Origin of the sequence: Pseudomonas sp. 2725 (genome assembly GCF_050434585.1) — a bacterium.
GTDB lineage: Bacteria > Pseudomonadota > Gammaproteobacteria > Pseudomonadales > Pseudomonadaceae > Aquipseudomonas > Aquipseudomonas jessenii.
The window spans coordinates 684,549-710,420 of record NZ_JBNDIV010000001.1; the positions used below are offsets into that span (position 1 = coordinate 684,549).

Annotated in this window: 24 protein-coding genes; 16 read left to right on the forward strand and 8 right to left on the reverse strand. The window is 60.7% G+C overall.

Features of this window, described 5'->3' with window-relative positions:
• The first annotated feature begins 15 nt into the window (after window positions 1-15).
• Together ABIE16_RS03250 and ABIE16_RS03255 are read left to right on the forward strand one after the other, a co-directional pair.
• Window positions 16-1,326 carry an MFS transporter gene (locus tag ABIE16_RS03250; RefSeq protein WP_429520558.1) on the forward strand — a complete coding sequence of 437 codons (1,311 nt, stop codon included), beginning with the start codon at window positions 16-18 and terminating at the stop codon, window positions 1,324-1,326.
• Between the two features lie 60 nt (window positions 1,327-1,386).
• Window positions 1,387-2,190, forward strand: a complete 804-nt coding sequence (locus tag ABIE16_RS03255; protein WP_429520559.1) for an IclR family transcriptional regulator — start codon at window positions 1,387-1,389, stop codon at window positions 2,188-2,190.
• Here the strand turns inward: ABIE16_RS03255 and ABIE16_RS03260 are convergent.
• Entirely contained in the window at window positions 2,187-3,239 is a 1,053-nt protein-coding gene (locus ABIE16_RS03260; protein WP_057713737.1) for an NAD(P)-dependent alcohol dehydrogenase, read from the reverse strand. The two genes, ABIE16_RS03255 and ABIE16_RS03260, sit on opposite strands and share 4 nt — an antisense overlap.
• Before the next feature lie 191 nt (window positions 3,240-3,430).
• Between ABIE16_RS03260 and ABIE16_RS03265 the strand changes: the two genes are divergently transcribed.
• Window positions 3,431-4,321, forward strand: coding sequence for an AraC family transcriptional regulator (locus ABIE16_RS03265; protein WP_057713738.1), 891 nt, complete (start codon window positions 3,431-3,433; stop codon window positions 4,319-4,321).
• 97 nt (window positions 4,322-4,418) lie between these two features.
• Here the strand turns inward: ABIE16_RS03265 and ABIE16_RS03270 are convergent, their stop codons facing one another.
• The gene (locus ABIE16_RS03270) at window positions 4,419-6,083 is read right to left on the reverse strand and encodes an electron transfer flavoprotein-ubiquinone oxidoreductase (protein WP_057713739.1); all 1,665 of its coding nucleotides are present in this window, start codon (window positions 6,081-6,083) and stop codon (window positions 4,419-4,421) included.
• 548 nt (window positions 6,084-6,631) lie between these two features.
• Between ABIE16_RS03270 and ABIE16_RS03275 the strand changes: the two genes are divergently transcribed.
• From ABIE16_RS03275 to ABIE16_RS03320, 10 genes are all read left to right on the forward strand, one after another.
• The gene (locus ABIE16_RS03275; protein WP_015093946.1) at window positions 6,632-7,381 is read left to right on the forward strand and encodes an electron transfer flavoprotein subunit beta/FixA family protein; all 750 of its coding nucleotides are present in this window, start codon (window positions 6,632-6,634) and stop codon (window positions 7,379-7,381) included.
• Entirely contained in the window at window positions 7,382-8,311 is a 930-nt protein-coding gene (locus tag ABIE16_RS03280) for an electron transfer flavoprotein subunit alpha/FixB family protein (protein ID WP_429520560.1), read from the forward strand.
• 200 nt (window positions 8,312-8,511) lie between these two features.
• Entirely contained in the window at window positions 8,512-9,351 is an 840-nt protein-coding gene (locus tag ABIE16_RS03285) for a substrate-binding periplasmic protein (RefSeq protein ID WP_429520561.1), read from the forward strand.
• A gap of 9 nt (window positions 9,352-9,360) precedes the next feature.
• Window positions 9,361-9,717 (forward strand): DUF4398 domain-containing protein, encoded by a 357-nt coding sequence (locus tag ABIE16_RS03290; protein ID WP_056727192.1) that lies wholly within the window; start codon window positions 9,361-9,363, stop codon window positions 9,715-9,717.
• Entirely contained in the window at window positions 9,714-10,526 is an 813-nt protein-coding gene (locus tag ABIE16_RS03295) for an OmpA family protein (RefSeq protein ID WP_057713742.1), read from the forward strand. Before ABIE16_RS03290 ends, ABIE16_RS03295 begins: the two co-directional genes overlap by 4 nt.
• A gap of 200 nt (window positions 10,527-10,726) precedes the next feature.
• Window positions 10,727-12,166, forward strand: coding sequence for a PLP-dependent aminotransferase family protein (locus tag ABIE16_RS03300; RefSeq protein WP_007973699.1), 1,440 nt, complete (start codon window positions 10,727-10,729; stop codon window positions 12,164-12,166).
• An 80-nt stretch (window positions 12,167-12,246) separates the two neighbouring features.
• Complete coding sequence (locus ABIE16_RS03305) at window positions 12,247-12,726, forward strand: hypothetical protein (RefSeq protein ID WP_057713743.1); 480 nt, start codon at window positions 12,247-12,249, stop codon at window positions 12,724-12,726.
• Between the two features lie 166 nt (window positions 12,727-12,892).
• On the forward strand, window positions 12,893-13,147 hold the full coding sequence (locus ABIE16_RS03310; RefSeq protein ID WP_057713744.1) for a YkgJ family cysteine cluster protein: 255 nt from the start codon (window positions 12,893-12,895) through the stop codon (window positions 13,145-13,147).
• A 41-nt stretch (window positions 13,148-13,188) separates the two neighbouring features.
• Window positions 13,189-13,794 carry an START domain-containing protein gene (locus tag ABIE16_RS03315; RefSeq protein ID WP_057713745.1) on the forward strand — a complete coding sequence of 202 codons (606 nt, stop codon included), beginning with the start codon at window positions 13,189-13,191 and terminating at the stop codon, window positions 13,792-13,794.
• A 337-nt stretch (window positions 13,795-14,131) separates the two neighbouring features.
• Complete coding sequence (locus ABIE16_RS03320; protein ID WP_090457170.1) at window positions 14,132-16,225, forward strand: LTA synthase family protein; 2,094 nt, start codon at window positions 14,132-14,134, stop codon at window positions 16,223-16,225.
• A gap of 57 nt (window positions 16,226-16,282) precedes the next feature.
• Here the strand turns inward: ABIE16_RS03320 and ABIE16_RS03325 are convergent, their stop codons facing one another.
• Complete coding sequence (locus ABIE16_RS03325) at window positions 16,283-16,441, reverse strand: DUF3309 family protein (protein WP_172435350.1); 159 nt, start codon at window positions 16,439-16,441, stop codon at window positions 16,283-16,285.
• 277 nt (window positions 16,442-16,718) lie between these two features.
• On the opposite strand from ABIE16_RS03325, the gene ABIE16_RS03330 reads away from it, so the two are divergent.
• The 3 genes from ABIE16_RS03330 (at window position 16,719) to csrA (ending at window position 18,271) form a co-directional block, all read left to right on the forward strand.
• Window positions 16,719-17,534 carry an SDR family oxidoreductase gene (locus tag ABIE16_RS03330; protein ID WP_057713747.1) on the forward strand — a complete coding sequence of 272 codons (816 nt, stop codon included), beginning with the start codon at window positions 16,719-16,721 and terminating at the stop codon, window positions 17,532-17,534.
• A 64-nt stretch (window positions 17,535-17,598) separates the two neighbouring features.
• Entirely contained in the window at window positions 17,599-17,931 is a 333-nt protein-coding gene (locus ABIE16_RS03335; protein ID WP_322616217.1) for a YnfA family protein, read from the forward strand.
• A gap of 154 nt (window positions 17,932-18,085) precedes the next feature.
• Window positions 18,086-18,271, forward strand: a complete 186-nt coding sequence (gene csrA / locus ABIE16_RS03340) for a carbon storage regulator CsrA (RefSeq protein ID WP_057713749.1) — start codon at window positions 18,086-18,088, stop codon at window positions 18,269-18,271.
• A 5-nt stretch (window positions 18,272-18,276) separates the two neighbouring features.
• On the opposite strand, the gene ABIE16_RS03345 is transcribed toward csrA, so the two are convergent.
• The 5 genes from ABIE16_RS03345 to mnmC all read right to left on the reverse strand — a co-directional run bounded on the left by ABIE16_RS03345 (window position 18,277) and on the right by mnmC (window position 25,726).
• On the reverse strand, window positions 18,277-18,504 hold the full coding sequence (locus tag ABIE16_RS03345; protein WP_056727184.1) for a YheU family protein: 228 nt from the start codon (window positions 18,502-18,504) through the stop codon (window positions 18,277-18,279).
• Window positions 18,505-18,704: 200 nt separating this feature from the next.
• Complete coding sequence (locus ABIE16_RS03350) at window positions 18,705-19,895, reverse strand: osmoprotectant NAGGN system M42 family peptidase (protein WP_429520562.1); 1,191 nt, start codon at window positions 19,893-19,895, stop codon at window positions 18,705-18,707.
• Window positions 19,896-20,051: 156 nt separating this feature from the next.
• The gene (gene ngg / locus ABIE16_RS03355) at window positions 20,052-21,800 is read right to left on the reverse strand and encodes an N-acetylglutaminylglutamine synthetase (protein WP_429520563.1); all 1,749 of its coding nucleotides are present in this window, start codon (window positions 21,798-21,800) and stop codon (window positions 20,052-20,054) included.
• 3 nt (window positions 21,801-21,803) lie between these two features.
• On the reverse strand, window positions 21,804-23,576 hold the full coding sequence (locus tag ABIE16_RS03360; RefSeq protein WP_429520564.1) for an N-acetylglutaminylglutamine amidotransferase: 1,773 nt from the start codon (window positions 23,574-23,576) through the stop codon (window positions 21,804-21,806).
• Window positions 23,577-23,746: 170 nt separating this feature from the next.
• Entirely contained in the window at window positions 23,747-25,726 is a 1,980-nt protein-coding gene (mnmC, locus tag ABIE16_RS03365) for a bifunctional tRNA (5-methylaminomethyl-2-thiouridine)(34)-methyltransferase MnmD/FAD-dependent 5-carboxymethylaminomethyl-2-thiouridine(34) oxidoreductase MnmC (protein ID WP_429520565.1), read from the reverse strand.
• Window positions 25,727-25,872 lie beyond the last annotated feature (146 nt).

The window sequence follows — 25,872 nt, forward strand, 5'->3', positions numbered from 1 at the left end:
GAAGAGGCACCCCCCATGCAACCGCAAACCCTCACCGGGCAGGCGTCGTTTGTGACGCCCAGCCGCAAGCGTTTTTTCATCATGGTGCTGTTGTTCATCACTGTAGTGATCAACTACCTGGACCGCAGCAACCTGTCCATCGCTGCCCCGGCATTGACCAGTGACCTGGGCATCGACCCGATCCACGTCGGCCTGATCTTCTCCGCGTTCGGCTGGACCTACGCGGCCATGCAAATCCCCGGCGGCTGGCTGGTGGATCGCGTGCCACCGCGCATCCTTTACAGTGTTGCCTTGCTGTTGTGGTCGGTGGCCACGGTGATGCTCGGCTTCGCCGGCAGCTTCATCGCGCTGTTCGTGTTGCGCATGGCAGTCGGCGCCCTGGAAGCGCCGGCGTACCCGATCAACAGCCGTGTGGTCACCACCTGGTTCCCCGAGCGCGAGCGTGCCACGGCCATCGGTTTCTATACCTCTGGGCAATTTGTCGGTCTGGCCTTCCTGACGCCGGTGCTGGCCTGGCTGCAGCACGAGTTCGGCTGGCACATGGTGTTCGTCACCACCGGCGCGGTGGGCATTGTGTGGGCGGTGATCTGGTACGCGGTGTATCGCGAGCCACGGGATTTCAAAGGCGCCAATGACGCGGAAATCGATTTGATCCGCGAGGGCGGCGGGCTGGTGGATATCCAGGCCGAACAGGCCAGGGTCAAAGCCAAATTCAGCTGGACCGACCTGGGGATTGTCCTGACCAAGCGCAAGCTCTGGGGCATTTACCTCGGGCAGTTCTGCCTCAACTCGACATTGTGGTTCTTCCTCACCTGGTTCCCGACCTACCTGGTGAAGTATCGCGGCATGGACTTCATCAAGTCCGGCCTGTTGGCATCGCTGCCGTTTCTCGCCGCGTTTATCGGTGTGCTGTGTTCCGGTTTCTTCTCGGACTTTTTGATCCGTCGCGGTTACACGGTAGGTTTCGCCCGCAAGTTGCCGATCATCAGCGGCCTGCTGATTTCCACCTCGATCATCGGCGCCAACTTTGTCGAGTCGACGCCGTTGGTGATTGCCTTCCTCGCGTTGGCATTCTTCGGCAATGGCCTGGCTTCGATTACCTGGTCGCTGGTATCGACTTTGGCTCCGGCGCGCTTGCTCGGGCTGACCGGTGGTGTGTTCAACTTCATCGGCAACCTGTCGGCGATTGCCACGCCTATCGTGATCGGCTTCCTCGCGACGGGTGATTCTTTTGCCCCGGCGATCACCTACATCTCGGTGCTGGCACTGATTGGCGCACTGTCCTACATCTTGCTGGTAGGCAAGGTCGAGCGTATCAAGTTGTAGTCGTGGCACGCGGGCGACCATAATGCCGCCCGTTCACTCGCTCAACGGTAAAGGCTGGATATGCAGGAAGACGCCCCAAAAATCGCCAAGGACGCCGCGCCGACCGGCACCCAGACCCTGCTTCGCGGGTTGGGTGTGGTCCAGGCCGTGGCCAGCGGCGCCCGGGATCTCAAGGAAATCGCCCGGCTGATCGGCACCACGCGCAGCACCACCCATCGCCTGGCCAGTTGCCTGGTGGACGAGCGTTATCTGCGGGTGGTGCCGCAAGTCGGTTATTTGCTGGGGCCGAAACTGATCGAACTGGGCTTTCAGGCCCGTGAAGAGCTGCCGTTGGTAACCCTGGCCGGGCCGTACCTGGATGAGTTGTCGGCGTTGACCGGCGACACCATTCACCTGGCGATTCGTGAAGGCGACGAAGTGCTGTACCTGCACAAGAATCCGGGGCGCAATGGCCCGGAAATGCGTTCGCGGGTCGGCCATCGCATGCCGTTGGCGCGCACCGGGATCGGCAAGGCGCTGATGCTCGATGATTCGCAGCAGGAGTGGCAGCGCCTGTACGAAGTCAGCCTGCCGGTGGGTGGAAAAAACCAGTTCTGGCCGCAGCATCCGGAGCAATCCTGGGAGCAGTTTCAGCAGCGCATGGTCGAGTATGTGGCCGGCGGTTATGCGTTCGACCTGGAAGACAACGAACCGTCGATCCGCTGTGTGGCCGCTCCGATCCGTGATGCCAGCAAGCGCATTGTTGCCGGCATCAGCATTGCCAGTACCGTGCCTTACATGCCGCTGGAAAAAATGGCCGAGCTGATTCCCCTGATCAAAGGGGTCACGGCCCGGCTGTCGGCGGAGCTTGGCTTGAAGGTTTAGATTTTCAAGGTCGCCATGTCGATGACGAAGCGGTACTTCACGTCACCGGCGATCATGCGGGCGTAAGCCTCGTTGATCTGGCGGATGTCGAGCATTTCGATGTCGCAGGTGATGTTGTGTTCGGCGCAGAAATCCAGCACTTCCTGGGTTTCGGCGATGCCGCCGATCAGCGAGCCGGCGAGCACGCGACGCCCCAACACCAGTTTGGCGGCATGTACCGGTGGCTCCACCGGTTCGATCAACCCCACCAGGATATGTACGCCGTCGAATCGCAGCGTATCGAGGTAAGGGTTGAGGTCGTGCTGCACCGGAATGGTGTCGAGCAGGAAATCGAAGTGCCCGGCCGCAGCCTGCATCTGGGCATCATCGGTGGACACGATCACATGGTCCGCGCCCTGACGACGAGCCTCTTCGGCCTTGCTCGCCGAACGGGTGAACAAGGTCACCTCGGCGCCCATGGCCTTGGCGAACTTGATGCCCATGTGGCCCAGGCCGCCCATGCCGAGAATCCCGACCTTGTCACCGGCCTTCACGCCGTAGTGCTTGAGCGGTGAGTAGGTGGTGATGCCGGCGCACAGGATCGGCGCGGCGCTGGCCAGGGGCAGTTTTTCCGGGATACGCACCACAAAGTGCTCGCTGACCACGATGCTGTCGGAGTAGCCGCCCATGGTGTTGCTGCCATCCACGCGGTCCGGGGTGGCGTAGGTCATGGTCGGACCTTCGAGGCAGTATTGCTCGAGGTTGGCCTGGCAGGCTTCGCAGCTGCGGCACGAATCGACCATGCAGCCGACACCGACCAGATCGCCGACTTTATGCTGGGTGACACTCGCACCCACGGCGGTCACCTTGCCTACGATTTCGTGGCCAGGCATCAGCGGGTAAACGGCAATGCCCCACTCGTTGCGGGCCTGATGGATGTCGGAATGGCAGACGCCGCAGTAGAGAATCTCGATGGCAACGTCGTCAGGCCTTGGGCTGCGACGTTCGAATTTCACGGGGGCGAGGGGAGTGGTGGCCGACTGGGCGGCGTATCCGATGGCGGTGTACATGGTGAACCTCGCAAAAGCGCTGACGGGTGAGGTGGCGCATTCTGGGCGTCGTCCCCTGTACCGGCCATGGCGATTCCTCCGGGTGTCATGCCTATTCCTCCGGCATCCGCCTCTGTTCGAAGCCATTGGCAATCAGACCTGCGATGATGCTTTCGTCCCTTGTTCCGTGACCTTTTTTGTGAAGAGCCCCGATGCTGTTGACCCGTTACCTTGATGCCAATGCCACCCTGGTTTCGCTGATCGAGCCGCTGTCCACTCGCGACGGTTTCGTCCCGACTGCGTTGCCGGGCGTACAGGTTCTGCGGGCCAGTTGCGACGTGGCCCGTGGGCCGCAGATCTATGAGCCGAGCCTGGTGATCATCGCCCAGGGCAGCAAACTGGCGTACCTGGGGCCGCGCACCCTGGAATATGGTGCTGGGCATTACCTGATTCAGGCGCTGCCGGTGCCGTTCGAGTGTGAAACCTTTGCCGCGCCCAGCGGGCCGATGCTGGGTGTTTCCGTCGCGATCGACCGGGTGATGCTGGGCGAGTTGGTGTTGGCGATGGGCCTGGCGCCGGGGCGGCATATTCCGGCGCAAACACCGGAGTCCATGACCTCGGCAGTGCTCGATGACGCCATGCGCGGTTGTGTCGAGCGGCTGCTGCGTTGCCTGCACGATCCGCTGGAATGCCAGATCATGGGGCAAGCGCGTTTGCGTGAGTTGCTGTTCGTCGCCCTGCGCGGTCCGCAAGCCGATGTATTGCGGGCACTGGTTGAGCAGCAGGGGCAGTTCGCCCGGATCGCGGCATCCCTCAGTCATCTGCATGCGCATTACACCGAACCGTTGAACGTCGAGACCCTGGCCAGTTGCGCCAACATGAGTGCGTCGACCTTTCACGAGCATTTCAAGCGCAGCACCTTGTTGTCACCGGTGCAGTACCTGAAGCGATTGCGTCTGCTGCGGGCACAGCAGTTGTTGGTGGGGGAGGGGCTGGGTGTGGCGCAGGTGGCGCATCGGGTGGGGTATCAGAGCACGTCGCAGTTCAGTCGCGAGTACAAGCGGTACTTCGAGCGTAATCCCGGGGATGAACGCGCTGCCTGAGTTGGTAATAGATCCCCTGTGGGGGCGGTGTTATGTCCTGAATCGCACGCAACAAAAAGGCCCCCGTTTCGGGAGCCTTGATGTTCAGCGGTTCGGCTTACATGTTCGGGTAAGTCGGGCCGCCGGCACCTTCCGGCGCCACCCAGGTGATGTTCTGAGCAGGATCCTTGATGTCGCAGGTCTTGCAGTGAACGCAGTTCTGGGCGTTGATCTGGAAGCGCTTCTCGCCGTCTTCCTTGGTGATCACTTCATACACGCCGGCCGGGCAGTAACGCTGTGCCGGCTCATCGTACAGCGGCAGGTTCTTGCTGATCGGGATGCTCGCGTCGGCCAGCTTCAGGTGGCACGGCTGTTCTTCTTCGTGGTTGGTACCGGAGATGAACACCGAGCTCAATTTGTCGAAGCTGAGCTTGCCGTCCGGTTTCGGGTAGTCGATCTTCTTGCAGTCGGCCGCGAGCTTGAGGCAAGCGTAATCCGGCTTGGTGTCGTGCAGGGTGAACGGCAGTTTGCCGCCGAAGATGTTCTGGTCGAGCCAGTTGAAGCCGCCGCCGACGATGGCGCCGAACTTGTGGATCGCCGGGCCGAAGTTGCGGCTGGCGAACAGCTCTTCGTAGAGCCAGCTCTTCTTGAACGCGTCCACATAAGTGGTCAGCTCTTCGGTGCCGTCCTTCTCGGCGAACAGCGCCTCGGCCACGGATTCAGCGGCGAGCATGCCGGACTTCATCGCAGTGTGGCTGCCTTTGATCTTGGCAAAGTTCAGGGTGCCGAGGTCGCAACCGATCAGCGCGCCGCCCTTGAACACCATTTTCGGCAGCGAGTTCAGGCCGCCCTTGCAGATGGCACGTGCGCCGTAGCTGATGCGCTTGCCGCCTTCCAGGTACTGAGCAAGCACCGGGTGATGCTTGAGACGCTGGAACTCGTCGAACGGCGACAGGTAGGTGTTGCTGTAGGACAGGTCGACGATCAGGCCAACCACGACCTGGTTGTTTTCCAGGTGATAGAGGAACGAGCCACCGGTGTTCTCGGTGCCCATGATGTCCATCGGCCAACCGGCGGTGTGCACTACCAGGCCTGGCTGATGCTTGGCCGGGTCGACTTCCCAGATTTCCTTCAGGCCGATGCCGTAGTGCTGGGCATCAGCGTCAGTGTCCAGGTTGAAGCGCTTGATCAGTTGCTTGCCGATGTGACCACGGCAACCTTCGGCGAACAGCGTGTACTTGCCACGCAGTTCCATGCCCGGGGTATACAGGCCTTCCTTCGGGTTGCCTTCGCGGTCAACGCCCAGGTCGCCGGTGATGATCCCGCGAACCACGCCGTTTTCGTCGATCAGCGCTTCCTGAGCGGCGAAGCCAGGGTAGATTTCCACGCCCAGGTTCTCGGCCTGCTGGGCCAGCCAGCGGCACAGGTTGCCCAGGGAGATGATGTAGTTGCCTTCGTTGTGCATGGTCTTGGGCACAAAGAAGTCTGGAATTTTCTGCGCGCTTTCAGCGTTCTTGAGCACGAAGATGTCGTCGCGGGTGACGGGCGTGTTCAGCGGCGCGCCGAGTTCTTTCCAGTTCGGGAACAGTTCGTTCAGGGCCCGTGGTTCGAACACGGCGCCGGACAGAATGTGAGCACCGACTTCGGAGCCTTTTTCGACCACGCAGACGCTGATTTCCTTACCGGCTTCGGCGGCCTTCTGCTTCAAGCGGCAGGCGGCGGAAAGACCAGCGGGGCCGGCACCGACGATGACCACGTCGAATTCCATGTATTCGCGTTCCACAGGTTATCTCCTACTCAAGGCTCAACAGTTTTTTTTCTAATTTGGAAGTCGGGTGTCGCATCCATGAATTCCGGCGCAACGCCGGAAGAGGACAATCGATTGACCACCTTTCTCTTTTGGTGGCGCATTATATCTACACCACTCTCAGCGTCCAATACAAACGTTTGTTTGAATTGGCTCAAAGCCAGAGAAATCAAAGTCACGCGCCTTATGAACGGCCATTTTGGCGTATTGACCGGAATAGGCGTTCCGGTCAAGATACGGGCGGTTTTGCGCTCGCCGTAGGCTGGCTGTTGGTTTCAAGAGCACCTCTAAAGACAGGGCGATGGCAGTAGAGAGTGATGCGCTGCGCGGGTTTGATGTGCAGTTTACACGCCGCGATGTTGAATGACTCGTCAGTCACCACTGACCAATGGTCATCCAGATCATGAGCGATGGTCACTTGACAGCTTTGCCGGCGTTTTTGGAGGTGCCCTTGCGCCCGATGAGCATCAACCGCCAGGTTCGCCTAGGCGACTTTCTTTTCACCGGAGAGTAACGAGGAATCCATGAAGGTTCTTGTAGCTGTCAAACGCGTTGTGGATTACAACGTCAAGGTTCGCGTCAAGGCGGACAATTCCGGCGTCGATCTTGCCAACGTCAAGATGTCGATGAACCCGTTCTGCGAAATCGCCGTGGAAGAAGCCGTACGCCTGAAAGAGAAGGGTGTTGCGACTGAAATCGTCGTCGTCTCCGTAGGCCCGTCCACCGCTCAAGAGCAACTGCGCACCGCGCTGGCTCTGGGTGCCGACCGCGCCATCCTCGTCGAGTCCGCCGAAGACCTGACTTCCCTGGCTGTTGCCAAACTGTTGAAAGCTGTTGTCGACAAGGAACAGCCTCAGCTGGTGATCCTTGGCAAACAGGCCATCGACAGCGACAACAACCAGACTGGCCAGATGCTCGCTGCATTGAGCGGTTACGGTCAGGGCACGTTCGCTTCGAAAGTCGAAATCAGCGGCGACAGCGTAGCTGTGACCCGTGAAATCGACGGCGGCGCGCAGACGGTTTCCCTGAAACTGCCGGCGATCGTCACCACCGACCTGCGTTTGAACGAGCCGCGTTATGCGTCTCTGCCAAACATCATGAAAGCCAAGAAGAAGCCTCTCGAAGTGCTGACTCCGGATGCTTTGGGCGTTTCCACCGCCTCCACCAACAAGACTTTGAAAGTCGAAGCGCCGGCTGCACGTAGCGCGGGTATCAAGGTCAAGTCGGTGGCTGAACTGGTCGAGAAACTGAAAAACGAAGCGAAGGTAATCTAAATGACTATCTTGGTTATTGCTGAACACGACAACAAAGTGCTGGCCCCGGCCACGCTGAACACCGTTGCTGCTGCCGCCAAAATCGGTGGCGACATCCACGTGCTGGTTGCAGGTCAGGGCGCTGGCGCCGTGGCTGAAGCCGCTGCGAAAGTCGCTGGCGTGGCTAAAGTGCTGGTAGCCGATAACGCTGCCTACGCTCACCAGCTGCCGGAAAACGTCGCTCCTATGGTTGCAGAGCTGGGCAAGGGCTACAGCCACATCCTGGCTGCCGCTACTTCCAACGGCAAAAACATCCTGCCGCGCGTTGCCGCTGCACTGGACGTTGACCAGATCTCCGAGATCATCTCGGTAGAAAGCGCTGACACCTTCAAGCGCCCGATCTACGCCGGTAACGCCATCGCTACCGTTCAGTCGAACGCTGCGGTCAAGGTGATCACCGTGCGTGCCACCGGTTTCGACCCGGTTGCAGCCGAAGGTGGCTCCGCTGCCGTTGAAGCTGTTGGCGCTGCCCACGACGCTGGCATCTCCAGCTTCGTTGGCGAAGAGCTGGCCAAGTCCGATCGTCCGGAACTGACCGCTGCCAAGATCGTCGTTTCCGGCGGTCGCGGCATGCAGAACGGCGACAACTTCAAACACCTGTACGCCCTGGCCGACAAGCTGGGCGCTGCCGTCGGTGCATCGCGCGCCGCGGTCGACGCAGGTTTTGTTCCGAACGACATGCAGGTCGGTCAGACCGGCAAGATCGTTGCTCCACAGCTGTACATCGCCGTCGGTATCTCCGGCGCGATCCAGCACCTGGCCGGCATGAAAGACTCCAAAGTGATCGTTGCGATCAACAAGGACGAAGAAGCGCCGATCTTCCAGGTGGCCGATTACGGCCTGGTGGCGGACCTGTTCGAAGCCATCCCTGAGTTGGAGAAGCTGGTCTAATCCGGCTGCTTCACTTATAAAGAGCCCGGCCTTTTGGTCGGGCTTTTTTTTGCTCTTCATTCTGTAGGAGCGAGCTTGCTCGCTATGGACGTTAACGATGACGCGTTGATCCTGGATAAACGCGGTGCCTTTGAATCCATCGCGAGCAAGCTCGCTCCTACAGGGGGGGGCATAACCAGGTATGAGTGGAGTGTGAAGCCATGGATCTGCGCTGTGTGTGGAGCTTGCTGGGATTGACGCTATTGCCGGCGCTGTCTGTCGCCGCGGGTAAATGCGAGCGGCTGGTGGTCACCGGCAGCCCGGATGCACCGCCGTACCTGTGGCAAGACCCGCACAATCCCAAATACCTGATCGGTGCCAACGCCGATTTGCTGCAGCAAGTGGCGGGGGAGTTGGGGCTCAAGGTCGAACTGCTTTATGCCGGAAAACGCGCCCAGGCCCTGGACGAAGTGCGCAGCGGGCGCATGGACATGCTGGCGGACGCGACGTTGACCGTCAGCGAGCTGGAGACCCTGGACTACATCCATCCAGCCTTGCTGGAAAACGACTACCTGGTCTGGACTCGCAAGGACTCGACACTGGTCTACAACGAAGCACAGGACCTGCACGGCCATCCCGGTGCCGTGTCGGAAAAGGCCCGAATGACCCCGCAATTCAGCACCTTTGCTGGACAGCAACTGACCCTCACGCGCACGTCCAACCTGACCCAGGCCTTTCAGAAACTGCTGTTGGGCGAGGTCGAGTTTGTACTGGCAGGGCGTTACTCGGGCATGGCGACCGCACAGACACTGGGCATGGCCGCTGACCTGGTCGCGCGCGCGCAACCGGTCGACAAACCTGGCCTGTACCTGGCGATTTCCCATGACTCGGCGTGCAACGATCCGTGGTTGCGCGGACAGTTGGCCAAAAAGATGACAGAATTGCCCGCGTCCGGACTGACGGAGGCCGTGCTGATGCGCAATATCGAGCGATGGAAAGCACAACGCTCACAACCACAGCCAAGCCCCCCGCAACAACCCGTCAGTACCCCAAAACAGTAAGGATTTTCAGTGAGTATTCGACCTCTTTTCGCTGCCGTGGCCTTTGCCGCCCTGGCGGGTTGTGCAACCGATCCTGCGCCGAATGAACAGATTCGCCTGACCGAACAGGCACTCGAGCAGGCCAAGGCCGTAGGCGCCACCGCCGACGATGTGCCGGAAATGAAACTGGCCGAAGACAAGTTCAACCGCGCCAAAGGCAACATGACCGATCAATCCTTCAAAAACGCACGCATGCGGGCCGAGCAGGCCGAACTCGATGCGCGCCTGGCGGAAGCCAAGGTGTTGACGGCCAAGAGCGAGGAACAGTTGAACGTGCTCAACACCCGCATCGCCCGCCTGCGCAAGCAACTGGGAGATGCCCAATGAGCCTCAAGAGCAAAGCCCTTGGCGGTTTGATCCTGGCAGGCTGCGCGAGCCTCTTTGGCTGCGCCAGCCAGCACAGCGAGTCCGCGTTGCAGCAGGCCGGTGCCGACTTTCAGAAGGTCAAGGAAGACTCCAATGTGCTGCGAATCGCCCCCAAGGACGTGATTCGCGCCGGTGAGTCCCTGGCCCGTGCCGATCGCCTGTCCAGCTATTGGGGCAGCGGTTCGGACGTGGTGCATTACGCCTACCTGAGCCAGCGCTACAGCGCCATTGCCCGGGAGCACACCAATCAGGTGCTCAACGAAGAGCAAGCGGCGAAACTCGAACTGGAACGGCAGCGTCTGCAACTGGCATTGCGTGAATCCAAACTGTTCAGCGTGCAGCAGCAAGGCAAATGGCTCGAGGAGCAGATCCTGGCATTGACGACCAGCCAGACCGACCGCGGGCTGGTGATGACCTTGGGCGACATGCTGTTCGACACTGGTGAAGCGGAATTGAAACCGTCGGCCAACCGTGTGGTGTTGAAGATCGTGCAGTTCCTGCAACTCAACCCCAAGCGAGTGGTGCGGATCGAAGGTTATACGGACAGTACCGGGGGCAAGCAGGAAAACCTCAAGCTGTCCCGCGACCGCGCGCAATCGGTGGCTGACGTGCTGATGGACCTGGGTATCGACGACAAGCGCATCCAGGTCGAGGGTTATGGCGACGAGTATCCGGTGGACGCGAACGCGTCGGAACGGGGCCGGGCGCAGAATCGTCGGGTGGAAATTGTGTTTTCCGATGAAAAGGGCCAGCTCGGCGCTGCCCGCTAAGGGTTGCGTCGCTGGAAAGCCCGGCCTGCCATGCAGTGCCGGGTTTTTTTTGCCTGCCGATTACCGCACAAAACAGTACAGATTTTGCTGACACTGCACTGTACGGTCGACTATTGTGGCAACTGTCCCCGTACACTTCTAAACTGTTCCGGTATTGTTTCACACAAGAATAAAATGCCCGTGAAATCGAGTGCTGCGTCATGACCAATCTTTTGCTCTATCAACGTATTGCTCAACAACTGGCCGAAGACATCCGCCGTGGGGTCTATCAGCCGGGGGAGCGCGTGCCTTCGGTGCGCAAGATGAGCTCGCAGCTCAATGTCAGCCATGCGACGGTGTTGCAGGCGTATGCCAATCTCGAGGATCAGGGGCTGATCCGCGCCCGGCCGCAGTCGGGTTACTACGTGCACCAGACGCCGGCACTTACCGCGCCGACGCCGGACATCGCCCGGGTCGAGCGCCCCGGGCTGGTCACCCGCAGCAGCATCATTCAGCAAGTCCTGGTCGAGTCCCGTCGTGAAGGTGTCTTCCCGCTGGGCGCTGCGGTGCCGAGTGTCGACTATTTGCCGGTGCGGGCACTGCATCAGCAATTGGCCAAAGTCACCCGTTTCCATAGCCCGCGGGCCTTCAGCTACATGTTCAGCCCTGGTTTCGAGCCGTTGCGCCGACAGGTGGCGATCCGCATGCGCGATGCCGGCGTGGTGGTCGATCCGTCGGAGGTGGTGATCACCCACGGTTGCGTCGATGCGCTGCAGATGTCCTTGCGTGTGCTGACCCGTCCGGGCGATCTGATCGCGGCCGAGTCGCCGACCTATTACGGGTTGCTGCAACTGGCCGACCTGTTGGGTCTCAAGGTCATCGAGATCCCCAGTGATCCAGCCACGGGCATGAGCCTGGAAGCCCTGCAACTGGCGGCCAACCAATGGTCGATCAAAGCGTTGGTGCTGACCACCCGCCTGAGCAATCCGTTGGGTGGCACCATGCCGGAGGAGCGGCAGAAACAATTGCTGCGCCTGGCGTCGGACTTCGATATCCAGATTGTCGAAGACGATATCTACGGTGAGCTGATGTTCGAGCAGGGGCGCACCAAGTCTCTCAAGGCCTATGATCGGCTGGACCGGGTGATCTATTGCTCGAGCTTCTCCAAGACCCTGTCGCCTGGCGTGCGGATCGGCTGGATGATCGCCGGCAAGTATCAGCAGGAAATCCAGCGCTTGCAGACCTTCAGTACGCATTCCGCGTGCAGCGTGACCCAGATGGGCATTGCCGCGTACCTGGAAAATGGCGGGTACGACCGGCATTTGCGCTTCATCCGTCAGGAGTACCGGAAAAACCTCAGTGCCTTCCAATTGGCGGTGCAGCAGTATTTCCCTGAAGGCACGCAGATGACCCGACCTACCGGCGGCTTCATTCTGTGGGTCAGTCTGCCGGGGCGGGTCAACACGCAAGAGTTGCACGTGCGGGCATTGCAGCAGGGCATCAGTATCGCGCCGGGACTGATCTTCAGTAATACCGAGCAATTCAATCACTGCATCCGGCTCAACTGCGGCACCCCGTGGAACCGCGAGGCCGAGCGTGCATTGATGACCCTGGGCATGCTGGCCACCCAACTCTGCCAGGAGATGGCTGGCGGTTTGTAACAGGCTGCGACTGCGCTTGTCTTGTGGGCTGCAACAGGCGAGCATATGCATCTCTGCCGTTTGCACCCACCGTTGGATACATGAAACCGACTTTTCCTGCCGCCTGGCTTTGGCTCTGCCTGATTGCGAGTATTCAGCCGGCATCCGTCGTGGCTGCCACCGAGCAGGATCAGACTACCGGCAGTTTCCACGTCGCACCGAAAGAAGCCGCACCTGCGAAAAAAGCCTCGGCGGCCAGTAAGCAGGCTGCGCCCGTGAAAAAGCGTCCGCCCATTGCCTCCAAATCGAAACCGGCCAGCGAGGTGGCAAAGACTGAGCTTCCATCTACCAAACTGGATCTGAGCTTGCCCAAGGAAATGGTTCAAGAGCTCAAGCCGGTCGGAACGGTGCCGTTGGTCAGGCGCGAGCCGTTGTTACCCCAGATGTTCGGTGACAAAAGCGGCAACAGCGAGTTCCAGCTCAACGGCCGCCTGCTCAGCAACGAAATGCAGCTGCAACTGCGAAATGAAGAACGCCACGAGGTCGAAGGCGCGGCACTGGATTTCGAGTTCAAGCAGTAACCCCGTCAGGATCCGCGAGCCACAGGCCAGACGCTTTGTCGGAGACTGGCCGGTCATGCTCGTTTGCGTTGAAAAACCCGCCCGCAGGTAATTTAAAACAACTGTTTTAACGGGTACTCTGTGCCCCGTCCATTAACACATTGCTCGTCACGAGGAGCTTGTCGTCATGAAATGCCGTGAGGGCTGTGGCGCTTGTTGCATTGCCCCTTCCATCAGTTCGCCGATTCCCGGTATGCCCAATGGCAAGGCCGCGGGGCAGCGTTGCCTGCAACTTTCCTCCGATAACCTGTGCAGTATTTTCGGCCAGCCGGAACGGCCGGCGGTGTGTTCTGCCTTCGAGGCCGACCCCGAGGTGTGCGGAAACAGCAGCGAAGAAGCCATCCGGTTGATTGGCTGGTGGGAGCAAATGACGGCGGCGTGATGTGTTCTACGAACGGAACTTCAACAATAAGGAATAAGACTATGGGTTCGCTGCATCGTATGGCTGTGCTGTGTGGTTTGACGGTTGTGCTGGCTACCTCGACGGCCCAGGCCGAAGACTGGAAGGTCAAGAAAGACGAAGACGGCATCAAGATCTCCCTGAGTGAAGTGGCCGGCTCCGACTACAAGGCCTACCAGGGCGTCACGCTGATGAAGACCACCATGGCCAAGCTGCGTGCGTTGCAGGACGACGTGTCCGGAGCCTGCGCCTGGATTCACGAATGCAAAACCCAGAAGCTGCTCAAGCACGAAGGTGAGCAGAGCTGGACCTACACTCAGTTCAACACCCCGTGGCCGGTTACTCCCCGTGATTCGGTGTTGCACATCACCACCATCGAAGGGGCCGATGGCAGCCTGACCCGCAAGCTCGAAGGCGTGCCGAAATACATTCCTGAAGAAAAAGGCTTCGTCCGGGTCACCAAGGTCGACGGTTTCTGGAAGTTCGTACCCAAGGGCGACCAGATCGAAGTGACCTATCAGGTGCACACCGAGCCGGGCGGCAGCGTGCCGTCGATGGTGGCCAACAAGTTCGTGGTGGATGCCCCGTTCAATACCTTGAAAGCCCTCAAGGAACGCGCCGAGAAGTAATTGTGTCACTCTTTTGAGGTGACTTCGTGACGCCCCGACTCGATCGGGGCGTTTGCTTTTTTGAACGCTGCTCAGGTTTTAATTTGTTACCGGATATGCGTTGCACGAAATTTTCACCCACTCTCCAAGACAATTCGCCGGCTCTCCCGTAACGCGCAGCGTATGGCTGAATGCAGGATGAAAGACTCGGGATGAGGGTAGTTATCAATGGCAATGCTGCCGTTGATCGTGCAACATTTGCGCACCGCGCAAACCCCCAGGCCTGGTACGGGCCGAAAAGAGGGCAAGGCGCAGCTGTATTTTTGAAACTTCAACTTCCAATGGGTCCTAAAACGACATGGCAATCCCGGACGCCCTGAGTCAGCAGCGAGCTTCTAGTCGCCTGCTGCAACCGACCGTCAAATCGCATCTGGCCTACACGCTGTTGTGTGCCCTGGTCATGATGGTCATGTTCAGTCTGCTGCGCGTCGCGCTGCTGGCTTACAACAGCTCGATGATCCTCGACACACCGGCTTCGACCTTCCTCGAGGCATTCGCCAACGGTCTGCGTTTCGACCTGCGCCTGGTGGTCTATCTCAGTATTCCGTTGCTGCTGGCCTTGTTCAGCGCCCGGGCCATGGCGGCACGCGGGCTGTTCCGACTCTGGCTGACAGTGGTCTCCAGCATCGCGCTGTTCCTGGGCCTGATGGAGATGGACTTCTATCGTGAATTCCACCAGCGCCTCAACGGCCTGGTCTTCCAGTACGTCAAGGAAGACCCGAAAACCGTGGCCAGCATGCTCTGGTATGGTTTTCCGGTGGTCCGCTATCTGCTGGCGTGGGCTCTGGGTACCGTGATCCTGAGCATGGCATTCAAGGGCGCCGACCGTGCGACCCGCCCTCGTGGCCCGTTCAGTGGCGGCAGCATCGGCACACGCAAGGTCGCGCCGTGGTATGCACGCATTGGCGTGTTCGTGGTTTGCCTGCTGATCTGTGTCGTCGCGGCCCGTGGCACCTTGCGCCAAGGCCCGCCGATGCGCTGGGGTGATGTCTACACCACAGATTCCAACTTCGCCAACCAGTTGGGTCTCAACGGTACGCTTTCTCTGGTCGCCGCCGCCAAGAGCCGGATGTCCGAGGATCGCGACAATATCTGGAAAGCCACGCTGCCACAGCCACAAGCCCAGCAAGTGGTGCGTGACATGCTGGTGATGGCGGATGACAAACTGGTGGATGGCGAGACCGCGGCGGTACGTCGCGATTACACCCCGCCAGCCGACAAGACCTTGCCGATCAAGAACGTCGTCGTGATCCTGATGGAAAGCATGGCCGGTCACTCGGTGGGTGCGCTGGGTGGGCCAGGCAACATCACGCCGTACCTCGACCAACTGTCGAAGGAAGGCTTGCTGTTCGACCGCTTCTTCTCCAACGGTACCCATACCCACCAGGGCATGTTCGCCACCATGGCCTGCTTCCCGAACCTGCCGGGCTTCGAATACCTGATGCAGACCCCGGAAGGCAGCCACAAGCTGTCCGGTCTGCCGCAGTTGCTCAGCGCCCGTGACTTCGACGACGTGTATGTCTACAACGGCGATTTCGCCTGGGACAACCAGTCGGGTTTCTTCAGCAACCAGGGCATGACCAACTTCATCGGCCGTAACGATTTCGTGAATCCGGTGTTCTCTGATCCGACCTGGGGCGTGTCCGACCAGGACATGTTCGACCGTGGCCTGGTCGAGCTCAAGGCGCGGGAAAACGGCAAGCCGTTCTATGCCTTGCTGCAAACCCTGTCCAACCACACGCCTTACGCCTTGCCGACGCCATTGCCGGTCGAGCGCGTGACCGATCGTGGCAACCTGAACGAACACCTGACCGCCATGCGTTACTCGGACTGGGCACTGGGCCAGTTCTTTGAAAAGGCCCGCAAGGAGCCGTACTTCAAGGAAACCCTGTTTGTCGTCGTCGGTGACCACGGTTTTGGTAACGAACGGCAGATCACCGAAATGGACCTGGGCCGCTTCAACGTGCCGATGCTGATGATCGCGCCGGGCATCCAGGAAAAATTCGGCCAACGTGACCACACCGTGGGCACTCAGATCGACATCGTGCCGACCATCATGGGCCGCATCGGTGGCGAAGTACGTCATCAGTGCTGGGGACGCGACCTGCTCAACCTGCCGGAAGGCGACGCCGGTATTGGTGTGATCAAGCCGTCGGGCAGCGAGCAGACCACGGCCGTCCTCACCGCGGACCAGATTCTGGTCCTGCCGAAGGACAAGGACATGGCGCCGAAGTTGTATCAGTATGAATTGGGTGCCAACCCTCGCGCCGAAGTCATTGCTGATGCGCCGCGTACCGCCGAGTTGAAACTCAAGCTCGAAGCGTTCCTGCAAACAGCGACCAAGAGTCTGCTGGACAACACCGCCGGTGTTGTTGATGGCAAGCCGGACTAAGTTGTGACGCAAAAAAAGAGGCCCTTCAAGGGCCTCTTTTTTTTGCCTGGCGGATACTTATATTCGGCCAAGCAAGAGCAGGATCAGCAGCACCACCAATACGACGCCGATGATACCGGACGGGCCGTAACCCCAACTTCTGGAGTGCGGGAAGACCGGTAAACCACCGATCAGTAACAGGATCAGAATGATGATCAGTATTGTGCCCATGTCTATTTCCTTGTCGAAAATGCAGTGGATTGACCATGCCAATCAAGGTCAGCGGGAATGAAGTAAATTCGAGCTGCTTAAAAATTCGGACTATTGCGTTTGCAGGAAAATTCCAAGTTTTTTTGAAGTATTTCGCACGAGTTCTTATTTTTTGTAGTCGCCTTGATTGCGTCAGACGCTCCCGCAGTTTGCTCGGGCCATTCAGCAATCTGATGGAGCGTGGGTCGGGCAATTTCCTTCGCTACACTCGGTGCATCTTCCAAGAACAACAAGGCTGTCTGCTATGCAAAATCGCATGATGATCACTGGTGCAGGCTCTGGCCTGGGTCGCGAAATCGCGCTGCGCTGGGCGCGTGAAGGCTGGCAACTGGCTTTGTCGGACGTCAGCGAGCCCGGCTTGCAGGAAACCCTCAAGCTGGTCCGCGAAGCGGGCGGCGACGGTTTCATCCAGCGCTGCGACGTACGCGATTACAGCCAGTTGACAGCGTTCGCCCAGGCCTGCGAGGTCAAACTCGGCGGCATCGATGTCATCGTCAATAACGCGGGTGTAGCGTCTGGCGGGTTCTTCAGTGAGTTGTCCCTGGAGGACTGGGACTGGCAGATCGCGATCAACCTGATGGGCGTGGTCAAGGGCTGCAAGGCTTTCCTGCCACTGCTGGAAAAAAGCAAAGGCAAGATCATCAACATCGCGTCCATGGCCGCGCTGATGCAAGGCCCGGCGATGAGCAACTACAACGTGGCCAAGGCGGGCGTGGTGGCGTTGTCCGAAAGCCTGCTGATCGAGCTGGCGCATCAGGAAGTCGGCGTGCATGTGGTGTGTCCGTCGTTCTTCCAGACCAACCTGCTGGACTCCTTCCGTGGCCCGACCCCGGCCATGAAAGCCCAGGTCGGCAAGTTGCTGGAAAGCTCGCCCATCAGCGCCGCCGACATCGCCGACTACATCTATCAGCAGGTCGCCGCCGGCGAGTTCATGATCCTGCCCCACGAACAGGGCCGCATGGCCTGGGCGATCAAGCAGAAGAACCCGCAATTGCTCTACAACGAAATGACCGCCATGGCCGACAAAATGCGCGCCAAGGCCAGGCAATCCGCAAGCTGATCTTGCTCGCAGGCAACGCTGTGGTTAGGGTGGCCGCCATCGGCCATCCTCGCGAGACGCTTGCATGCTCAATTACCTGTGGTTTTTTCTCGCCGCGCTGTTCGAAATTGCCGGTTGCTTTGCTTTCTGGATGTGGCTGCGCCAGGGGAAAAGCATGTGGTGGGTGGTGCCGGCGCTCCTGAGCCTGACCCTGTTCGCCCTGCTGCTGACCCGGATCGAAGCCACCTACGCCGGCCGCGCCTACGCCGCTTACGGCGGCATCTACATCATTGCCTCAATCGGCTGGCTGGCCGTGGTCGAGCGGATTCGTCCGCTGGGTTCGGACTGGCTTGGCGTGGCGCTGTGTGTGCTCGGCGCGAGCATCATCCTGTTCGGGCCGCGATTCTCCGCGTCCTGACAGATCGGTCCTACAATCAACCGGTCTGTCAGACCTTTCCGTAAGTGGTGTGCGTCAAGGGCTGTCAGTCCGGTCTGGTTTGCTGTCGGAGCATTGTAGGCGTACCGCGGGCCGGGCATCTTCAAGGGCCAGAAACCCCTGAAGGACACTCCTCATGCTCGTACTCACTCGCGTTGTGGGCGAAACCATTTCCATCGGTGAAAACATTTCCGTGCGCGTTCTCGCGATCAACGGAAGCAACATCCGCTTTGGCGTTGAAGCGCCTCAGGACGTCAATGTGCACCGCTGTGAAATCTACGAACGCATCCAGAACAAACTGGCGAAAACCAAGGGACGCTGAAGACCTCAGTCAAACAGGTGCTTGGGCACATCGTGCTTGAGCATCAGTTGGCACTGCTCGCTTTCCGGGTCGAAGACAATCAGTGCCTGACCCTTGGTCAAGGCCTGGCGCACGCGCAGTACGCGGGTTTCCAGGGGAGTGTCGTCACCATTGTCCGTGCCGTCGCGGGTCACGAAATCCTCGATCAGGCGGGTGAGGGTGTCGACTTGAAGTTGGTCGTGGGGGATCAGCATAGGCACCTCGGTTGGATCAATGGCGCGATGCTACGGCGAATGACCGGTATCGGCTAGCCTGGGGTTTGATGTCGTCTGCTCTGACGCCATCGCGAGCAAGCTCGTTCCCACAGGCGACCGGGTTCTTTCATGGGAATGCGGTCGAGTGTGGGAACGAGCTTGCTCGCGATAGCGGTATACCTGGCGATGAAGATCCTGGATCAGCTCTCCGACCGCTGCCCCACCAGGCTGTCCACCGACGGCACCCGTGTATCGCTTTCCATCTGTGTGTCATGTTCAAGCTGATGGCTGAAGCGGTCCAGTGAGCCCTTGGCCGGTTGTGCATCGCTGGCAAACACGGGCGGGCTGAGGATGTACGCACCGAGCAGGCGACTCAGGGCGGCGAGGCTGTCGATGTGGGTGCGCTCGTAACCGTGGGTGGCATCGCAGCCGAAGGCGAGCAGGGCGGTGCGAATGTCGTGGCCGGCGGTCACCGCTGAATGGGCGTCGCTGAAGTAGTAGCGGAACAGGTCCCGGCGTGCCGGCAAGTCGTTGTCGCTGGCCAGGCGCAGGAGGTGGCGCGACAGGTGATAGTCATACGGCCCGCCGGAATCCTGCATCGCGATGCTCACTGCATGCTCGCTGGAATGTTGGCCAGGCGCGACCGGTGCGATGTCGATGCCGACGAACTCACTGACGTCCCAGGGCAGCGCCGCCGCCGCGCCGCTGCCGGTTTCTTCGGTGATGGTGAACAGCGGATGGCAGTCGATCATCAGCTCTTCACCACTGTCGACAATGGCCTTGAGCGCCGCCAGCAGTGCGGCCACCCCGGCCTTGTCGTCGAGGTGACGGGCGCTGATGTGGCCGCTTTCGGTGAACTCCGGCAGCGGGTCGAAGGCGACGAAATCGCCGACGCTAATGCCCAGCGACTCGCAGTCGGCACGGGTGGCGCAGTAGGCGTCCAGACGCAATTCGATGTGATCCCAACTGATCGGCATCTCATCCACGGCGGTATTGAATGCGTGCCCGGAAGCCATCAGCGGCAAGACGCTGCCGCGGATCACGCCATTGTCGGTAAACAGGCTGACCCGGCTGCCCTCGGCAAAGCGGCTGGACCAGCAGCCGACGGGCGCGAGGGTCAGACGGCCGTTGTCCTTTACTGCACGCACCGCCGCGCCGATGGTGTCCAGATGGGCGGAAACGGCGCGGTCGGGGCTGTTCTTCTTGCCCTTGAGCGTGGCGCGGATGGTGCCGCGACGGGTCAGCTCGAAGGGAATGCCCAGTTCTTCAAGACGTTCGGCGACGTAGCGCACGATGGTGTCGGTGAACCCGGTGGGGCTGGGAATGGCGAGCATTTCCAGCAGCATTTTTTGCAGATAGCCGAGGTCCGGTTCGGGGATTTTGCTGGTCATGGAAACTCCTGATGAGTTGAGCGCATCGATGGTTTCGATGAGGGATTTGTTTTGCCTGTCAGGCCGCCATCGCGAGCAAGCTCGCTCCCACAGGGAAATGCAATCAAAGGTGGGAGCGAGCTTGCTCGCGATGGCATCAGCCCAGCCAACACATGGCTAAGAGACCACCGGCTGACTGTACGGAAACAACAGATCCACAAACCGCTCCGCCGTCGGCTGCGGTTCGTGGTTGGCCAGCCCGGCCCGTTCGTTGGCTTCGATAAACACATAGTCCGGCTGGTCAGCGGCGGACACCATCAAGTCGAGGCCGACCATGGGAATGTCCAGCGCCCGAGCCGCGCGGGCGGCGGCGTCCACCAGCGTCGGGTGCAGGATCGCCGTGACATCCTCAAGCACGCCGCCGGTATGAAGATTCGCCGTGCGCCGTACGAACAGGTGCTCACCGGCCGGCAGAATGCTGTTGTAGTCGTATCCGGCGGCACGCAAGGTGCGCAGGGTTTCCTGGTCCTGCGGGATCTTGCTTTCGCCGCCCGTGGCCGCCTGTCGCCGTCGGCTCTGGGCTTCGATCAATGCACCGATGGAGTGTTGGCCGTCGCCGACCACTTCGGCTGGCCGGCGAATGGCGGCGGCGACCACTTCAAAACCGATCACCACAATGCGCAGGTCCAGGCCCTCGTGGAAACTTTCCAGCAGCACGCGGCTGTCGAAGTGGCGAGCGGCTTCTATGGCTTGTTGCACTTCCTCTATGGTGCGCAAATCCACCGCCACCCCTTGGCCCTGTTCACCATCCAGTGGCTTGACCACCACGCGCTGGTGTTCATCGAGGAAGGCCAGATTGTCATCGGCGTTACCCGCCAGTTGCTGCGCTGGCAGATTCAACCCTGCTGCCTTTAGCACTTTGTGGGTCAGGCTTTTGTCCTGGCACAGGGTCATGCTGACGGCGCTGGTCAGGTCGCTCAGGGATTCACGGCAGCGTACCCGGCGCCCGCCATGGCTGAGGGTGAACATCCCGGCGTCGGCGTCATCGACGTGTACATCGATGCCACGACGGTGTGCTTCTTCGACAATGATCCGCGCGTAGGGGTTGAACGCGGCTTCCGGGCCGGGCCCGAGAAACAGCGGCTGATTGATGCCGTTCTTGCGCTTGATGGCGAAGGTCGTCAGGTTGCGAAAACCGAGCTTGGCGTAAAGGTTTTTCGCCTGGCGGTTGTCGTGCAGCACCGACAGGTCGAGGCAGGCGAGCCCGCGACTCATGAAGTGTTCGATCAAATGCCGCACCAACACTTCACCGACACCCGGCCGCGCACAATGCGGGTCGACCGCCAGGCACCACAGGCTGCTGCCGTTTTCCGGGTCGTTGAAGGCCTTGTGGTGGTTGAGGCCCATGACGCTGCCGATGACCGCGCCGCTGTCCTCGTCTTCGGCCAGCCAGTACACCGGGCCGCCCAGATGGCGCGGCGTCAGCAGGGTGGCATCGATCGGCAACATACCGCGGGCCTGATACAGCTGATTGATCGCCTGCCAGTCGGCATCGCTTTGCGCGCGTCGAATGCGGAAACCGCGAAACACCCGGGTCGCCTGACGGTAGTCGCTGAACCACAGGCGCAAGGTATCGGACGGGTCGAGGAACAGCTGCGTCGGCTCCAGCCCCAGCACTTGCTGGGGCGCGGCAACGTACAGGGCAATGTCCCGTTCGCCGGGCTGCTCGTTGAGCAACTCCCCGGCCAGGCTCGCGGCATCGGCAAAGGTGTGGCCGATCAGCAAGCGCCCCCAGCCGCAATGGACGGCAATCGGCGCCCCGCCGAGTTCACTGCCATCCTCGGCCAGACGTGCCTGCAAGCGTTCGTAGGAGGGCGACTGGCCGCGCAACAGGCGTTGGCTGAAAGCCGTGGCGTGAGGTTTCATCGGTCAGATTCCTTGTTCGCTGAGCCACAGGTTGAGGGCCGCCAGTTGCCACAGCTTCGAGCCGCGCAACGGTGTCAATTGCCCCTGTGGATCAGTCAGTAGACGGTCGAGCATCGCGGGGTTGAACAGGCCGCGATCCTGGCTGGGGTCAAGCAGCAGCTCGCGCACCCATTCCAGCGTATCGCCCTGCAAATGCTTGAGGCCCGGCACCGGGAAGTAACCTTTCTTGCGGTCGATCACTTCACTGGGAATCACTTGTCGCGCGGCTTCTTTCAAGACTTGCTTGCCGCCGTCCGGCAGTTTGAAACGCCCCGGAATCCGTGCCGACAGCTCCACCAGGCGGTAATCGAGAAACGGCGTGCGCGCTTCCAGGCCCCAGGCCATGGTCATGTTGTCGACCCGTTTGACCGGGTCGTCCACCAGCATCACCGTGCTGTCCAGACGCAAGGCCTTGTCCACCGCCGCATCTGCACCGGGCTGGGCGAAATGCGCTTTGACGAAGTCACCGGCGGCGTCATTCGCGGTCAGCCATTTCGGTTGCACGGTGGCGGCGTAGTCGTCGTAACTGCGGTCGAAAAACGCTTCGCGGTACGCGGCATACGAATCACTCGCGCCGTCCACTTGCGGATACCAGTGGTAACCGGCGAACAGTTCATCGGCGCCCTGGCCGCTCTGGACGACTTTGCAGTGTTTGGCCACCTCTCGTGACAACAGGTAGAAGGCGATGCAGTCATGGCTGACCATCGGCTCGCTCATGGCACGGAACGCGGCGGGCAGTTGTTCGATGATTTCCTTTTCGTCGATGCGCAGTTGATGGTGCTGCGTGCCGTAGTGTCGGGCGATCAGGTCCGAATACTGGAACTCGTCTCCACGTTCGCCGCCGGCATCCTGGAAGCCGATGGAGAAGGTCGACAGATTGTCCACGCCGACTTCCCGCAACAGACCCACCAGCAGGCTTGAATCGACACCGCCGGACAGCAGCACGCCGACATCCACCGCCGCACGCTGACGAATCGCTACCGCTTCGCGGGTGCTCTCGAGCACACGGTCGCGCCAGTCCTCGAGGGTCAGATTCGTCTCATCGGCGTGAGGGCCGTAGGGCAGGGTCCACCAGGTTTTCTGCTCGGTGCGGCCATCGGCTTCGATGCGCATCCAGGTGGCCGGCGGCAGTTTTTCAATGCCCGCCAGCAAAGTGCGCGGTGCCGGGACCACGGAGTGGAAATTCAGATAGTGATTGAGCGCCACGGGATCGAGGATCGGGTTGATGTCGCCGCCCTTGAGCAATGCCGGCAGCGCCGAGGCGAAGCGCAGGCGCTGGCCGGTGCGCGAGAGGTACAGCGGTTTCACGCCGAGACGGTCGCGGGCGATGAACAGGCGTTGGGCATCGCGCTCCCAAACGGCAAAGGCAAACATGCCGTTGAGTTTCGGCAGCAAGGCTTCGCCCCAGGCGTGATAACCCTTGAGCAACACTTCGGTGTCGCCACCGGAATAGAAGGCGTAACCCAGGCTTTCAAGTTCCGCGCGCAGTTCCGGAAAGTTGTAGATCGCCCCGTTGAAGGCCAGGGACAAGCCCAGTTGCGGGTCGATCATCGGCTGCGCCGAGCCGTCCGACAGGTCCATGATCTTCAGGCGTCGATGGCCCAGGGCAACCGGCCCCTGGCTATGAAATCCCCAGGCGTCGGGGCCGCGGGGGGCCAGGTGATGGGTGATTCGTTCAATGGCTGCAAGGTCTGCAGGTTGATGATCAAAACGTAACTCGCCAGCTAATCCGCACATAAATTCCTTACCGGTTTTTCCGTTGGGGAGGGTCGATCGATACCGCGCCGAAACGGCGGGTACTCAGAAAGTGACCCTCCTCGGTAAGGGGAGTTTTAGATCGATGAGTTATATGCGGGCCAGACCACGGCCGAATCGCCCCGTGAGGGCGACTTCGGCTGCTGTATCGACTACTTGCCCCGGATCAGGCGTCGCAGGGCAAATCGGTTGGGGTGACAGGCTTCGGCCACGCCTCTGGGCAACGGCAGGGGTTCGTTGTCCAGCCAGGCTGCCAGCAGTTCTGCGGACAGCGGCGCGGTGATCAGGCCGCGCGAGCCGTGACCGCTGTTGATGTACAAACCGTCAAGCCATGGGCATTCGACGTCCGGCACCTGCCGGGCATCCTTGCCCAGCGCCGCATACGCCTGAGTGAACGCCTGGGTGTCGGCCAAGGGGCCGACGATTGGCAAGTAGTCGGGGCTGGTGCAGCGAAAAGCAGCGCGACCCTGGAGACTTTCAGGCGCAAGTTTATCGGCCTGTAAACGCTCGACCAGATCGTGGGAAATCTCTTCGAGCATGGCCAGGTTGCCCAGGTGTTCTGCCGTGGTCGGTGTCAGGTCATCGCTCTTGAAATCGAAACTGGCCCCCAGGGTGTGTTCGCCCAAACGGGCGGGGGCGACATAGCCTTCGGCACACACCACGGTGCTCAGGGCCTGGCTTTGCGGAGTTTGCGCCAAGCGGGTGATTTGCCCGCGAATGCGCTTGAGCGGCAGCTCGGCGCTCTCGGGGAAACGCTGGATTTCGGCGGCCCCGGCGAGCACCACCACGGGAGCATCGGCAAGCAACCGCTCGCCGTCCCAGGCTTGCCAACGGCCTTCAACCTTGCGCAGTTCCAGCGCATCGTGATGGGTGAGCAATTGAATCTGTGGATGCGCAGCCTGCCACTGGCACAGCGCCGGTGGGTGGACCCAGCCGCCTTCGGGATAGAACAGGCCCCCCTGTGCCAGCCCGATACCGGCCACGGCCTGTGCTTCGGATTGATCCAGCAGATGCAGCAAGTCCGCTGGAAACGCCGCGGCCAATTGCGCCTGGCGTTCGGCTTCCTTGGCATTGAAGGCCAGTTGCAATACGCCGCAATCGTCCCAGTCGCGGCCCCGTTGCAAGTGTTCGAGCAGACGTCGGGTGTAGCCGAATCCGCTGACGATCATTTGCGACAGCGCCGTGCCATGGGCGGATAACTTCAGGTAGAGCACACCCTGCGGGTTGCCCGAGGCTTCCCGGGCGATGGCGTCGTGGCGCTCCAGCAATGTCACTTGCCAGCCCCGCGCGGCGAGGCTGGCGGCGCTGGCACAACCGGCCAGGCCGGCACCGATCACCAGTGCCTGGCGCTCGCCGGTCAGCGGGGCCGGGCGTGCGAACCAGGGTTTATCCAGGGCCGGGGCCGGCGTTTCCGGGGGCCAGCCGAGGAACTCACCGCGCAGGATCTCCCATTTGTGGCCGATGCCGGGGGTGCGTTTCATCTTGAAGCCGGCGGCGTTGAGCAGACGCCGCACCCAGCCGGTGCTGGTGAAGGTGCTGATGGATGCACCGGGAGCGGCCAGGCGAGCCAGCTCGGCAAACAGTTCGGCGGTCCACATGTCGGGGTTTTTCGCCGGGGCGAAACCGTCGAGGAACCAGGCGTCGATTCGGGCATCGAGTTGCGGCAGTTGCTCCAGTGCATCACCGATCAGCAGCGTCAGGGTGACGCGGCCGTGGTCCAGCGTCAGGCGCTGAAAACCCTGATGGATGGCCACGTATTGCTCAAGCAGTTGATCGGCAAATACCTTGAGTTCCGGCCACAGTGCCAGGGCACGTTGCAAGTCGGCCGGGCTCAACGGGTATTTCTCTACGCTGACAAAATGCAGCCGCGCTCCGGCCGCTGCGTGTTGCTCGAACATCTGCCAGGCGCACAAAAAATTCAGCCCGGTGCCGAACCCCGTCTCACCGATGACCAGCCGCCCACCCTCGGGCAAGGCGGCAAAGCGTTCGGCCAGTCGATTCTGCTCGATGAATACATAGCGGGTTTCATCCAGCCCTGACTTGTCGGAGAAGTACACATCGTCGAACACTCGCGAATACGGGCGACCTTGGTCGTCCCAGTCGAGCTGGGCGTGGGGCAATACAGGTTTCATGGCAGGCTCTGCAGCGGCAAGGCGGCCATTCTAGCCGATTGAAGGTGTGGTGCTTGATCCGTGGCAAGGTATGAACGGGCTGAAACCGGGAAAATCATCAACCTGCACAAAGCCCTGTGGCGAGGGGGCTTGCCCCCGTTCGGCTG